At 65.6% G+C, this 13,829-nt stretch carries 7 protein-coding genes; all 7 read left to right on the forward strand.

Annotated features, from left to right (window positions below; genetic code table 11):
• Nucleotides 1-9 precede the first annotated feature (9 nt).
• Nucleotides 10-1,605, forward strand: coding sequence for a cytochrome ubiquinol oxidase subunit I (locus QPK32_RS11555; protein WP_290412960.1), 1,596 nt, complete (start codon nt 10-12; stop codon nt 1,603-1,605).
• A 17-nt stretch (nt 1,606-1,622) separates the two neighbouring features.
• A complete protein-coding gene (gene cydB, locus QPK32_RS11560; protein WP_290412961.1) occupies nt 1,623-2,765 on the forward strand; it encodes a cytochrome d ubiquinol oxidase subunit II in 1,143 nt (380 codons plus the stop codon).
• A 21-nt stretch (nt 2,766-2,786) separates the two neighbouring features.
• Entirely contained in the window at nt 2,787-2,951 is a 165-nt protein-coding gene (gene cydX, locus QPK32_RS11565) for a cytochrome bd-I oxidase subunit CydX (protein WP_290412962.1), read from the forward strand.
• A 251-nt stretch (nt 2,952-3,202) separates the two neighbouring features.
• A complete protein-coding gene (locus QPK32_RS11570; RefSeq protein ID WP_290412963.1) occupies nt 3,203-6,784 on the forward strand; it encodes an indolepyruvate ferredoxin oxidoreductase family protein in 3,582 nt (1,193 codons plus the stop codon).
• A gap of 178 nt (nt 6,785-6,962) precedes the next feature.
• Nucleotides 6,963-10,250 carry a fused isobutyryl-CoA mutase/GTPase IcmF gene (gene icmF, locus QPK32_RS11575; RefSeq protein ID WP_290412964.1) on the forward strand — a complete coding sequence of 1,096 codons (3,288 nt, stop codon included), beginning with the start codon at nt 6,963-6,965 and terminating at the stop codon, nt 10,248-10,250.
• A gap of 113 nt (nt 10,251-10,363) precedes the next feature.
• On the forward strand, nt 10,364-10,681 hold the full coding sequence (locus QPK32_RS11580) for a hypothetical protein (protein ID WP_290412965.1): 318 nt from the start codon (nt 10,364-10,366) through the stop codon (nt 10,679-10,681).
• Between the two features lie 254 nt (nt 10,682-10,935).
• Entirely contained in the window at nt 10,936-13,710 is a 2,775-nt protein-coding gene (gene prsT / locus QPK32_RS11585; RefSeq protein ID WP_290412966.1) for an XrtA/PEP-CTERM system TPR-repeat protein PrsT, read from the forward strand.
• Nucleotides 13,711-13,829 lie beyond the last annotated feature (119 nt).

A 13,829-nucleotide genomic window follows, 5' to 3' on the forward strand; every position in this document is an offset into this window, starting at 1 on the left:
GTCGTTACCATGCCTCCGCTCGACGATGTCGTAGCCCTGTCGCGGCTACAGTTCGCAGCCACCGCGCTGTACCATTTCCTGTTCGTTCCCCTCACCCTCGGCCTGGCCTGGATCCTCGTGATCATGGAATCGGTCTACGTCATGACCGGCAAGCAGGTCTACAAGGACATGACCCAGTTCTGGGGCAAGCTGTTCGGCATCAACTTCGCGATGGGTGTCACCACCGGCATCACGATGGAATTCCAGTTCGGTACCAACTGGGCCTATTACTCGCACTACGTGGGCGACATCTTCGGCACGCCGCTGGCGATCGAAGGCCTGATGGCCTTCTTCCTGGAGTCGACCATGGTGGGCCTGTTCTTCCTCGGCTGGAAACGGCTGTCGAAGAACCAGCACCTGTTCGTGACCTTCTGCGTCGCGCTCGGCTCGAGCCTGTCGGCGCTGTGGATCCTCATCGCCAACGGCTGGATGAACCATCCGATCGGCGCCGAATTCAACTTCGACACGATGCGCATGGAACTGGTGTCGATCGGCGAGGTGATCCTGAACCCGGTCGCGCAGGTGAAGTTCGTGCACACGGCCGCCGCCGGCTACGTGACGGCCTCGATGTTCGTGCTGGGCATCTCGGCCATGTACCTGCTCAAGGCGCGCGACGTGGGGTTCGCGCTGCGCTCCTTCGCCATCGCCGCCGCGTTCGGCCTGGCCTCGACGCTGTCCGTGATCGTGCTGGGCGACGAATCCGGCTATACCGCCGGCGAAGTCAACAAGGTGAAACTGGCCGCCATCGAAGCGGCCTGGGAAACCCAGCCGGCACCGGCGGGCCTGACGTTGTTCGGTTTTCCGGACGATACGGAGCAGAAGACCCACTACGCCGTCGAACTGCCTTATGTGCTGGGCCTGATCGCCACCCGCTCCACCGACGGCAAGGTGATCGGCCTGAAGGAACTGCGCCTTGAAAACGAAGCGCGCATCCGCAGGGGCATGGACGCCTATGCCGCCCTGCTGCGCCTGAAGGGCGGCGACAAGTCGCCCGAGGCGCGCGCCGCCTTCGACGGGCTGAAGGCCGACCTGGGCTACGGCCTGCTGCTGAAGAAATACACGCCGAGGGTGACGGATGCCACCGAAGCGCAGATCAAGCAGGCGGCCGCGGACACGATCCCGAAAGTCGCCCCGCTGTTCTGGTCCTTCCGCGGCATGGTGTTCCTGGGCTTCCTGTTCCTGTTCATCTTCGCTGCCTCCGTCTGGTTCATGGTGCGCCGTAACCTGGCGCCGCAGCGCTGGCTGCTCAAGCTGTGCGTCGTCGCGATCCCGCTGCCCTGGGTCGCCGCGGAACTGGGCTGGGTGGTGGCCGAATACGGCCGCCAGCCGTGGACCATCGCCGGCGTGCTGCCGACCCATTTGTCGGTGTCGACGCTGAGCGCGGGCAGCCTGTGGTTCAGCCTCGCCGGCTTCCTCGGCTTCTACACGCTGCTGCTGGTGGTCGAGATGGGCCTGATGATCAAGTACGCGAAGATGGGGCCGTCCAGCCTGCATACGGGCCGCTATCACGATGAAATTGGCACCGAGCAGACCTCCGAGCGGATCGACGAACCGGCCGCCGCCTGAACCACAAAGGAACCATCATGCTGTTCGACTACGAAACCTATAAACTGATCTGGTGGGCCTTCGTCGGCGTCCTGATCCTCGGCTTCGCCCTCACCGACGGCTTCGACTTCGGCGTGGGCACCGCCCTGCCCTTCGTCGGCCGCACCGACACCGAGCGCCGCATCGTCATCAACACGATCGGCGCCACCTGGGAGGGCAACCAGACCTGGCTGATCACCGCCGGCGGCGCCCTGTTCGCCGCCTGGCCGCTCGTGTATGCCGCCGCGTTCTCCGGCTTCTACGTGGCCTTGCTGCTGTGCCTGTTCGCGCTGTTCTTCCGCCCCGTCGGCTTCGACTACCGCAACAAGCTGTCCGACCCGCGCTGGCGTTCGACCTGGGACTGGTGCCTGTTCGCGGGCGGCTTCGTCCCGCCGATCATCTTCGGCGTCGCCTTCGGCAACCTGCTGCAGGGCGTGCCGTTCCGCTACGACGAGATGCTGCGCCTGGAATACACGGGCAGCTTCTTCGAATTGCTGAATCCCTTCGGCCTGCTGTGCGGCGTGCTGTCCCTGGCCATGCTGTCGATGCACGGCGCCACCTACCTGCAGCAGAAGACCGAAGGCGCCGTCGCCGACCGCTCGCGCACCATGGCCATGGGCGCCGCGCTGCTGACCATCGCGCTGTTCGCCGCGGGCGGCTTCTGGATCGCCGGCGGCATCGAGGGCTTCCGCGTCGTCTCCATGCCGGACGCGAACAGCGTGTTCCTGCCGGATGCGAAAGTCGTCACCCGCGCCACCGGTGCCTGGCTCGACAACTTCGGCCGCTGGCCGGCCCTGTGGATCCTGCCGGCGCTGGGCATCGCTGGCGCGCTGCTGGCCTTCATGCTCTCCGCCGCGCGCCGCACGCTGGGCGCCTTCCTGGCCAGCGGCCTGTCGGTGACGGGCGTGATCCTGACCGCGGGCGCCGCCATGTTCCCGTTCGTGATGCCGTCCTCGCTGGTGCCGGGCCATAGCCTCACGGCCTGGGACGCCGTGTCCAGCCACCGTACGCTGTCGGTGATGTTCTGGGTCGTGATCGTGATGCTGCCGATCGTGACCCTGTACACGAGCTGGGTCTACCGCGTCATGCGCGGCAAGGTCACGCACCAGCACATCGAAGACAACAAGCACACCGCTTATTGAAGCGGATCGAAAGGACACATCATGTGGTACTTCTCCTGGATCCTCGGCCTCGGCTTCGCGCTGACGGTCGCCATCATCAACGCCATCTGGCTCGAATCGAACTACGCGTTCGGCCAGCGCACCGAAGACACGACGGTCGCGCGCTTCCGCGACGCGCGCAAGCAACGTCAACAACGCAAAGCTTGATTCCTCCCGCCATCCGGTGACCTGTGCCGGATCGACGATTTGCCGCTGCCTCCGGGCAGCGGCTTTTTTTTATCCGGAGCCATCATTTTTTCTTATGCCCCCATCCGGATTCGGTATTTCCGTATACGTCAACTTGTCTCTACACTCCCTCCATAAGCCGTACAAGCGGCACCGCGGCCTGTTCCGGGCCGGCATCCAACCGATGCCGTCACCGGAACCGGACCCACTCAAAAGAACATTTTGGAGACAACATGCCTGATACCGTCCTGGGCCAGGGTGCGCCTGCGCCCCTGCCTGCCCCCACGCCCGCCGCCGCGGTCCCGCTCAAAGACGTCAGCCTCGACGACAAGTACACGGCCACCTCCGGCAAGATCTTCCTGTCCGGCATCCAGGCCCTCGTGCGCCTGCCGATGATCCAGCGCCTGCGCGACGAACGGGACGGCCTGGACACGGCCGGCTTCGTGTCCGGCTACCGCGGCTCGCCGCTGGGCGGCCTGGACGAGAACCTGTGGAAGGCCAAGGGCCACCTCGAAGCGAACCGCATCCAGTTCGTCCCCGGCGTGAACGAGGACCTGGCCGCGACGGCCGTCTGGGGCACGCAGACCGTCGACCTGATCGGCCCCGCCAGGTACGACGGCGTGTTTGCCATGTGGTATGCGAAAGGACCGGGCGTGGACCGCTGCGGCGACGTCTTCAAGCACATGAACCATGCGGGCACGAGCAAGCACGGCGGCGTGCTGCTGGTCGCCGGCGACGACCACGGCGCCTATTCGTCCACGCTGCCGCACCAGTCCGACCACATCTTCGCCGCCTGCATGATTCCCGTGCTGTATCCGTCCAACGTCCAGGAATACCTGGACCTGGGCGTGCACGGCTGGGCGATGTCGCGCTTTTCCGGCCTGGCGGTGGCGTTCAAGGCGCTGGCCGACACGGTGGAATCCAGCGCCTCGGTCGACGCCGACCCGTTCCGCGTGCAGGTGAAGCTGCCGCAGGACTTCGCCATGCCGGAAGGCGGCCTGAATACCCGGCTGTCGTCCGTGCCGCTGGGCCTGCAGGCGCGCAACCAGGAAGCGCTGATGCAGGACTACAAGATCTACGCCGCCCTGGCCTACGCGCGCGAAAACAAGCTGAATCGCACGACGATCGACAGCCCGGACGCCAAGCTGGGCATCATTGCCTCCGGCAAGTCCTACGTGGACGTGCTGGAAGCGCTGGAAGAACTGGGCATCGACGAAACGATGGCGGCGCAGGTCGGCCTGCGCCTGTTCAAGGTGGCGATGATCTGGCCGCTGGAACCGGACGGCGTGCGCGAATTCGCCCAGGGCCTCGAAGAGATCCTCGTCGTGGAAGAGAAGCGCCAGGTCGTCGAATACCAGCTCAAGGAACAGCTGTACAACTGGCGCGACGACGTGCGTCCGCGCGTCATCGGCAAGTTCGACGACAAGGGAGAATGGGTGGCGCCGCGCGGCGAATGGCTGCTGCCGCCGAAGGCCGACTTTTCCGTCGCCCAGGTCGCGCGCGTGATCGCCGGCCGCATCGCGCGCCTGGACCTCGACGAGCGCACCCGCGACCTGATCAAGGCAAGGCTGGCCTTCCTGGAAGCGAAGGATGCGGTGCTGATGAAAGCCGTGACGACGCCGTTCCGCCCCGCCTTCTATTGCTCCGGCTGCCCGCACAACACGTCGACCAAGGTGCCGGACGGTTCGTTCGCGCTGGCCGGCATCGGCTGCCACGTGATGGCGACGTCGATCTACCCGGAGATGAACAAGCTGACCACGCACATGGGTGGCGAAGGCACGCCGTGGATCGGCCAGGCCGCGTTCTCGAAGGTGCCGCACGTGTTCCAGAACCTGGGCGACGGCACCTATTTCCATTCCGGCTACCTGGCCATCCGCGCCGCCATCGCCGCCAAGGTCAACATCACTTATAAAATCCTCTACAACGACGCGGTGGCGATGACGGGAGGCCAGCCGGTCGACGGCATCACCTCCGTGCCGCTGATCGCGCGCCAGATGGCGGCCGAAGGCGTGAAGCGCATCGCCCTCGTCACCGAAGACCTGCCGCGTTACGACGACAAAAGCGGCCTGCCCGAGGGGATCACGATCCACGACCGCAAGCACATGGACGATGTCCAGCGCGAACTGCGCGAGGTGCCGGGCGTCAGCGTCCTGATCTACGACCAGACCTGCGCGGCCGAGAAACGCCGCCGCAGGAAGAAGGGCGAATTCCCGGACCTGGCGAAACGCATGGTCATCAACGAAGCCGTGTGCGAAGGCTGCGGCGATTGCGGCGTGCAGTCGAACTGCGTGTCGATCCTGCCGAAGGAAACGGAGTTCGGCCGCAAGCGCGCGATCGACCAATCCTCCTGCAACAAGGATTACTCGTGCGCGAAGGGCTTCTGCCCCAGCTTCGTCACCGTCGAAGGCGGCAGCCTGAAAAAGAACAAGGCCGGCGCGGCCAAGTCGCAGGACGCCGACGACGGCTGGGGAGAACTGCCGCAGCCCGTGCTGCCGTCGATCGCGGCGCCGTACAACATCCTGATCAACGGCATCGGCGGCACCGGCGTGATCACGGTCGGCGCGCTGATGGGCATGGCCGCCCACCTCGAAGGCAAGGGCGCGTCCGTGCTGGACATGACAGGCATGAGCCAGAAGAACGGTTCCGTCACCTCGCACGTGAAGATCGCCGCGACGCCGGAACGGCTGCGCGCCCAGCGCATCGCCACCGGCGAAGCGGACCTCGTGCTCGGATGCGACATGCTGACGGCCGGCGCGTCCGACGCCATCTCGAAGATGCGTCCGGGCCGCACGATGGTCGTCGTCAACCTGCACGAGCAGCCGACCGGCACCTTCGCCCAGCAGCGCGACTGGGAATTCCCCACCGCCCAGGTGCGCGAGCTGATCGAAGAAGCCGTGGGCGGCGCCTCCGGCGTCGATTTCCTCGACGCGACGAAGCTGGCGACGGCGCTGATGGGCGACTCGATCGCCGCCAACCTGTTCATGCTGGGCTATGCCTGGCAAAAGGGACTGGTGCCGCTGTCGGAAGCCGCGCTGCTGCGCGCCATCGAACTGAACGGCGTGGCCGTCGCGTCGAACCAGCGCAGCTTCCTGTGGGGCCGCCGCGCCGCCGTCGACCTGGCGCGGGTGGAGCGCACCGCCGTGCCGGCGCAGGTCGTGCAGGTGCGGATGCCGCAAAGCCTCGACGGCGTGGTCAAGAAGCGCGTCGAGTTCCTGACCGGCTATCAGGATGCCGCCTATGCCGCGCGGTACGCGGACCTGGTGGCGCGCGTGCGCGAACGCGAAGCGGCGCTCGGCCTGGGCAGCAAATTGTCCATGACCGTGGCCAAGTCGCTGTTCAAGCTGATGGCCTACAAGGACGAGTACGAGGTCGCGCGCCTGTACACGGACGGCCGCTTCGTCGAGCAGTTGAAGACCCAGTTCGACGGCGACTTCACGCTGAAATTCAACCTGGCGCCGCCGCTGTTCGCCAAGAAGGACGCCAAGGGCCACCTGGTGAAGGCCGAATTCGGTTCCTGGATGTGGACTGCGTTCAAGCTGCTGGCCAAGCTGAAAGGCGTGCGCGGCACCGCCTTCGACCTGTTCGGCCGCACCGCCGAACGCCGCATGGAGCGCGCGCTGATCGTCGAATACCGCGACATGGTCGAGGCGCTGCTCGAGGGCCTGCACGCGAGCAACCATGCGCTTGCGGTCGAGCTGGCGTCGCTGCCGGAACAGATCCGCGGCTTCGGCCACGTCAAGGAACAGGCGGTGGCCGAGTACCGGGCGCGCAAGGAAGAGCTGCTGTCAGGCAAGGTCGTCAGACGCGCCGCGTGAAACGCGTGGACGGGGAACCCGTCCACCCTACCGGACATCGACGTCGCAGGTAGGGTGGGCGGGTCTCCCGCCCACGCGTTCAACGCCACTGCGCACATCCACGCATCCACCTTGACGTTTACGTTAACGTCATATACCGTACAAGAACGCGAGTTCATACCACTCCCACAGGAAGCCCATGAACGACATCACCCCCGCCGCCAGGCTCGACCTGCCCGAGCAGGCGCGCCTCACGAACAAAGTCCGCTTCGTCACCGCCGCCTCGCTGTTCGACGGCCACGACGCCTCGATCAACATCATGCGCCGCATCCTGCAGTCGAACGGCGCCGAGGTCGTGCACCTGGGCCACAACCGTTCCGTCGACGAAGTCGTCACCGCGGCGCTGGCCGAGGACGTGCAGGGCATTGCCATTTCCAGCTACCAGGGCGGCCACGTCGAATACTTCAAGTACATGATCGACCTGCTGCGCCAGCGCGGCGGCGCCCACATCAAGGTGTTCGGCGGCGGCGGCGGCGTGATCGTGCCGAGCGAGATCCAGGAACTGCACGCGTATGGCGTGGCCAGGATCTTCAGCCCCGAGGACGGCCAGCGCATGGGCCTCGTCGGCATGATCCGCTCGATGCTGGAAGCCTGCGATATCGACCTCTCGCCGTATGCCCCGACGACGATCGCGGCGCTGCAGGCCGGCGCCATCGCCGAGCGCCACCGCCCGCTGGCCCAGCTCATCACGGCGCTGGAAAACGGCAAGGCATCGGAACAGCTGCGCAAGCAAATCATGGACGCGGCCGAAGGCATGCCCGTGCCCGTGCTGGGCATTACCGGCACCGGCGGCGCCGGCAAGTCCTCGCTGACCGACGAACTGGTGCGGCGCATCCGCCTGGACCAGGGCGACCGCCTGAACATCGCCATCGTCTCGATCGACCCGTCGCGGCGCAAGTCGGGCGGCGCGCTGCTGGGCGACCGCATCCGCATGAATGCGATCAATCCGTGGAACGGGCAGGCACGGGTGTTCATGCGTTCGCTCGCCACGCGCGAAGCGGGTTCCGAGATCTCGCAGGCGCTGCCCGACGTCATCGCCGCCTGCAAGGTGGCGGGCTTCGACCTCGTGATCGTGGAGACCTCGGGCATCGGCCAGGGCGACGCCGCCATCGTGCCGCACGTGGACCTGTCGATGTACGTGATGACCCCGGAATTCGGCGCCGCCTCGCAGCTGGAAAAGATCGACATGCTCGATTTCGCCGACTTCATCGCGATCAACAAGTTCGACCGCAAGGGCGCCCAGGATGCGCTGCGCGACGTGGCCAAGCAGTACCAGCGCAACCGCGAACTGTGGTCGATGGACCCGGACCAGATGCCCGTCTACGGCACCCAGGCCTCGCGCTTCAACGACGACGGCGTCACGGCGCTGTACCACGGCCTGCTGCCGGCATTGGCGCAACTGGGCCTTCGGGTCGAGCCCTCCAGGCTGGAAAAACCGTCGCAGCGCCATTCGAGCGGCAAGCACGTGATCGTCCCGCCGGCGCGCACGCGCTACCTGGCCGAGATCGCGGACACGGTGCGCGGCTACCACCGCAACACGGGCAAGCAGGTCAAGCTCGCGCGCGAGCGCCAGCAGCTGACGGAAACGAAGCGCATGCTGGCCGCCGCGAATCGCGAGGTGGTCCTCGACGACCTGATCGCGGAACGCGACAACGCGATGGATGGCGAAGCGAAGACGCTGCTCGCGTCCTGGCCGCAACTGCAGCAGACCTATGCGGGCGACGAGCACGTCGTCAAAATCCGCGACAAGGAAATCCGCACGCGCCTGACCACCACGACCCTGTCCGGCAACAAGGTGCGCAAGGTCGCGCTGCCGAAGTACGAGGACCACGGCGAGATCCTGCGCTTCCTGATGCTGGAAAACGTGCCCGGTTCCTTCCCCTACACGGCCGGCGTGTTCCCGTTCAAGCGCGAAGGCGAAGACCCGACCCGCATGTTCGCCGGCGAGGGCGACGCCTTCCGCACCAACCGCCGCTTCAAGCTGGTCTCGACGGGCATGGACGCCAAGCGCCTGTCGACGGCCTTCGACTCCGTCACGCTGTACGGCGCCGACCCGGCCCTGCGTCCGGACATCTACGGCAAGGTGGGCAATTCGGGCGTGTCGATCGCCACGCTGGACGACATGAAGGTGCTGTACGACGGCTTCGACCTGTGCAGTCCGTCGACGTCCGTGTCGATGACGATCAACGGCCCGGCGCCGACGATCCTGGCGATGTTCATGAACACGGCGATCGACCAGCAGATGGAGAAGTTCGAAGCCGACCAGGGCCGCCCGCCGAGCGCGGAAGAAGCGCACAAGATCCGGGAATGGGTGCTGGCCAATGTGCGCGGCACCGTGCAGGCCGACATCCTGAAAGAAGACCAGGGCCAGAACACCTGCATCTTCTCCACCGAGTTCTCGCTCAAGGTAATGGGCGACATCCAGGAATACTTCGTGCAGCACCAGGTGCGCAACTTCTATTCCGTCTCGATCTCGGGCTACCACATCGCCGAGGCCGGAGCGAACCCGATCTCGCAGCTCGCGTTCACGCTGTCGAACGGCTTCACCTTCGTCGAAGCCTATCTCGCGCGCGGCATGCACATCGACGACTTCGCGCCGAACCTGTCGTTCTTCTTCTCGAACGGCATGGACCCGGAATACACGGTGCTGGGCCGCGTCGCGCGCCGCATCTGGGCCGTGGCGATGCGCGACAAGTACGGCGCCAACGACCGCTCGCAAAAGCTGAAGTACCACGTGCAGACCTCGGGCCGCTCGCTGCACGCGCAGGAAATCGACTTCAACGACATCCGCACGACGCTGCAGGCCCTGATCGCCATCTACGACAACTGCAACTCGCTGCACACGAATGCCTACGACGAGGCGATCACCACGCCGACCGACGAATCGGTGCGGCGCGCGCTCGCGATCCAGCTGATCATCAACCGCGAATGGGGCCTGGCCAGGAACGAGAACCCGAACCAGGGCGCGTTCATCATCGACGAGCTGACCGACCTGGTCGAGGAAGCCGTGCTGCAGGAATTCGAACGCATCGCCGAGCGGGGCGGCGTGCTGGGCGCCATGGAGACGGGCTACCAGCGCGGCAAGATCCAGGAAGAGTCGATGCTGTACGAGCATCGCAAGCACGACGGCTCGCTGCCCATCATCGGCGTCAACACCTTCCGCAACCCGAAGGGCGAAGGCGCGCCGGCCACGATCGAACTGGCGCGCTCCACGGACGACGAAAAACAGTCCCAGCTCCAGCGCCTGGACGCCTTCCACGGGCGCCACGCGGGCGCCGCGCCGGCCGCCCTGGCCGCGCTGCAGCAGGCCGCCATCGACAACGAGAACGTGTTCGCCTGCCTGATGGATGCCGTGCGCGTGTGCTCGCTGGGCCAGATCACGACGGCGCTGTTCGAGGTGGGCGGGCAATACCGGCGCAATATGTAAGCCGATGCGTGGCGGTGCGGCGCCGTGACGTCGCACTCCCCTGCGTGCAATTCCGTGGCCAGGTCCGGCTTCCCTGCCCTAGAATGGCCAGGCGACCAACCACGGAGAGCCGCATGCAGATCAAGCCGGAACAACTCCTCGAACTGATGCGAGAGGTCGAACAGGAAGACCCGATCGATTTCGCCGACCTGCCGTTTCGCGACGACGACTTGCGCCAGCTGGTGGCCAGCCAGCTGTGCGAGATGGCGGCGTCGATGGAAAGCTTCAGCCAGCAGGACCGCGAAATGACCCTGCTGGCCGTCTCGGCCAAGCTGGTCCTGGAAAACATGGTGCTCCACATCCAGTTGTTGCGCAGCCACGGCCTGCCGGTGGACGACAACGTCGAGGCCCTGCTGGAGCGCCTGCGCAAGGGTGGCAACGGCCCATCCTGAGCTTTCTTTGCTACTCCGGCATGACATCGATCCGGAATTTCCCTATAAATTTCCCTATAGATACTTTTGTAGGGGCGTTTGCAACAACCGGTATCAGTTGTGCGGTTTAGCCTGCATACCTTCAGGTATTATTGTTAGCAAACAAATTTCGCGTGTAAAACTTTGTAAAACCAGGAGCAACGTCGGCGACGTCGCGCGCGCCCGGTTTCGGTTCGCCACGCAGCAGTACCTTGCTTACCTCTTAGGGATTCCAGATGCCGCGTCACCCCAAGCTCACACTGTCCGCCGCCGTCCTCTCCGGCGCCTTCCTCGTCGCCGGCCTGTCCGCCTGCGGCAAGACCCAGACGACCGAATCGCTGCTCAGCGATGCCAAGCAGTATCAGCAAAAAGGTGACCTGAAGGCCGCCCTGATCCAACTCAAGAATGCAGTCGAAAAAAGCCCGGAGAACGGCGAAGCACGCATGGCGCTGGGCCAGCTGCAAATGGAAACGAATGACCCGGTCTCGGCCGAGAAGGAGTTCCGCAAGGCGCGTTCGCTCGGCATCGCGGCCGACCGCGTGCTGCCCGACCTGGCGAAGACGCTGGCACAGCAGGGCAAGGCCAAGGAGCTGCTCGAGCAGGTGACGCCGGAAGCCGCCGCCAAGTCGGCGCCGCTGCTGGTGCTGCGCGGCGATGCGCTGCTGGCGAGCGGCAAGACCGACGAGGCCAAGCAGGCCTACGACGCGGCGCTGGCGCTGAACGCCAACTCCGGCGACGCGCTGCTGGGCCTGGCCCGCCACGCGCTGTTCAACAAGGACCGCGCCGGCGCCGAGCGCTATGGACAGGAAGCGATCGCCAAGGATCCGAAGAATCCGGAAGTGTTCATGTTCCAGGGATCGATGCAGCGCATGGACGGCAAGACGGACGAGGCGCTCGCCGCGTTCGACCGCGCGCTGGCGCTCAAGCCGGACCACCGTACCGCCCACATCGAGAAAGCCTACGTCCAGATCAGCCGCGGCCAGTTCGCGGCGGCCAAGACGGAAATCGATGCGGCCGAAAAGAATTCTCCGGGCAACCTGCTCGTGACCTATACCCGCGCCTTGAACGATTTCTCGCAAGGCAAGTTCGCATCGGCCCAGGAATCCCTGCAAAAAGTCTTGCGCGTCGCGCCCGACCACCTGCCCAGCGTGCTGCTGGCCGGCGCCTGCGAATTGAACCTGGGTGCCACCGAGCAGGCCGAACAGCACCTGCGCAAATTCCTGGAAAGCAATCCGAACGATATCTATGCCCGCAAGCTGCTGGCCCAGACCCTGCTCAAGAGCGCACAGCCGGCGGACGCGGCCGCCACCCTGGCCCCGGCGCTGAAGAGCGCGCCGCAGGATCCGCAGCTGCTCGCCCTGGCGGGCGAGTCCTATATGCAGGTGCGCGACTTCGGCAAGGCCAGCGGCTACCTGGAGCAGGCCGCCGCGCTGGCGCCGAAGGCCGCCGCCGTGCGCACCTCGCTGGGCCTGTCCAGGCTGGCGCAGGGCGACCAGGAACGGGGCCTGAGCGAACTGCAGGCTGCCACCGCGCTCGATCCGAAGTCGCTCCAGGCCACGATGGCCCTGGTGCAGACGGAAATGAACCTCAAGCATTACGACAAGGCCCTGGCAGCCGTCCAGACGCTCGAGAAGGAGCAGCCCGACAATCCGCAAGTGCAGAACCTGAAGGGCGCCGTGTACATGGTCAAGGGCGATTCCGCCAGTGCCCGCGCGGCGTTCGAGAAGGCCGTGGCCGTGCAGCCGGGCTTCTTCCCCGCCGTGACGAACCTGGCCCGCCTCGACCTGCTCCAGAACAAGCCGGATGCCGCCAAGCAGCGCTTCGAGCAGGTGCTGGCCAAGGACAAGAACAATGTCGAAGCCATGAACGCACTGGGCGAACTGGCGCTGACGCAAAAACGCACCGACGAGGCCACGTCCTGGTTCGAAAAGGCGAATGCGGCCAAGCCGGACGCGATCGCCCCGGCCGTCAAGCTGGGCCTGCACTACCTGCGCAGCAACCAGGCGCCGAAGGCGCTGACGCTGGCGCGCAAGTACCAGACCTCGAACCCGACCAATCCGGAGCTGCTGGAACTGCTCGGCCAGGCACAGATCGCCAACAAGGACGCGGCCGGCGCCCTGGAAACCTACAGCAAGCTCGTGAGCTTGCTGCCGAAGTCGCCCCGCGCCCAGCTGCGCCTGGCCGGCGCCCACCTGTTGAACAAGAACGAGGCCGCCGCCGCCGAGGACCTCAAGCGCGCGGTCGAGCTGCAACCCGATTTCGTGCCGGCGCGCTTGATCCAGGTCGACATGGCGCTGCGCGCCAACCGCCCGGACGAGGCCCTGGGTATCGCCCGCCAGCTGCAGAAGGTCAATCCGAAGGCGGCCGACGGCTACGTCATGGAAGGCGACATCCTGGTCGCGCAGAAGAAGCCGGCCGACGCCCTGCCCGCCTACGAAAAAGGCCTGGCGATCGGCAAGACGACGGAAAACTTCCTCAAGACGCTGAACGCGATGAGCCTGGCCGGCAAGAGCAAGGAAGCGAAGGCGCGTGCCGACCAGTGGCTGAAGGACCGTCCGGACGACATCACCGTCGCCATGGTCATCGCCGAGAACAATCTGACGGCACGTGATTTCAAGTCCGCGATCGCGGTGCTGCAGGGCGTGGACAAGCGCAGCCCGAACAATCCGGTGGTGCTGAACAATCTGGCTTGGGCCTACCAGCAGGAAAAGGATCCGCGCGCCCTGCAGACCGCCGAACAGGCGTTCAAGCTGGCCGGCGAGAACCCCGGCGTGATGGATACGCTGGCCTGGATGCTTGTCGAGCAGGGCGACACGGCGCGCGCCGTGCCGCTGCTGCAGAAAGCCACTTCGCTGGCGCCGAACGCGCTGGAGATCCGCTACCACCTGGCGGTGGCCCTGAACAAGGCGGGCGACAAGCAGGGCGCGCGCAAGGAGCTGGACAAGGCCCTGGCGCAAAACAAGCCCTTCCCGCAAATCGAGGAAGCGCGCGCATTGCTTAAGAGCCTCTAAATTGTTAATATCGTATTACTATTTATGAAAATTACAAGGGAATACGGCGCGGTATCGCTTGCGCCTCCGGCGCCGGATTCCCATCGCCACGTCTTCGACGAAAAGGCGTGGCACCGCCA

Source organism: Massilia sp. YIM B02763 (assembly GCF_030412015.1).
Classification (GTDB): Bacteria; Pseudomonadota; Gammaproteobacteria; order Burkholderiales; family Burkholderiaceae_D; genus Telluria.

Bases quoted from the DNA above. Each gene is read 5' to 3' on its own strand.
- cydB (WP_290412961.1), top strand. From the start codon at position 1,623: ATGCTGTTCGACTACGAAACCTATAAACTGATCTGGTGGGCCTTCGTC.
- QPK32_RS11580 (WP_290412965.1), top strand. From the start codon at position 10,364: ATGCAGATCAAGCCGGAACAACTCCTCGAACTGATGCGAGAGGTCGAA.
- cydX (WP_290412962.1), top strand. From the start codon at position 2,787: ATGTGGTACTTCTCCTGGATCCTCGGCCTCGGCTTCGCGCTGACGGTC.
- icmF (WP_290412964.1), top strand. From the start codon at position 6,963: ATGAACGACATCACCCCCGCCGCCAGGCTCGACCTGCCCGAGCAGGCG.
- prsT (WP_290412966.1), top strand. From the start codon at position 10,936: ATGCCGCGTCACCCCAAGCTCACACTGTCCGCCGCCGTCCTCTCCGGC.
- QPK32_RS11570 (WP_290412963.1), top strand. From the start codon at position 3,203: ATGCCTGATACCGTCCTGGGCCAGGGTGCGCCTGCGCCCCTGCCTGCC.
- QPK32_RS11555 (WP_290412960.1), top strand. From the start codon at position 10: ATGCCTCCGCTCGACGATGTCGTAGCCCTGTCGCGGCTACAGTTCGCA.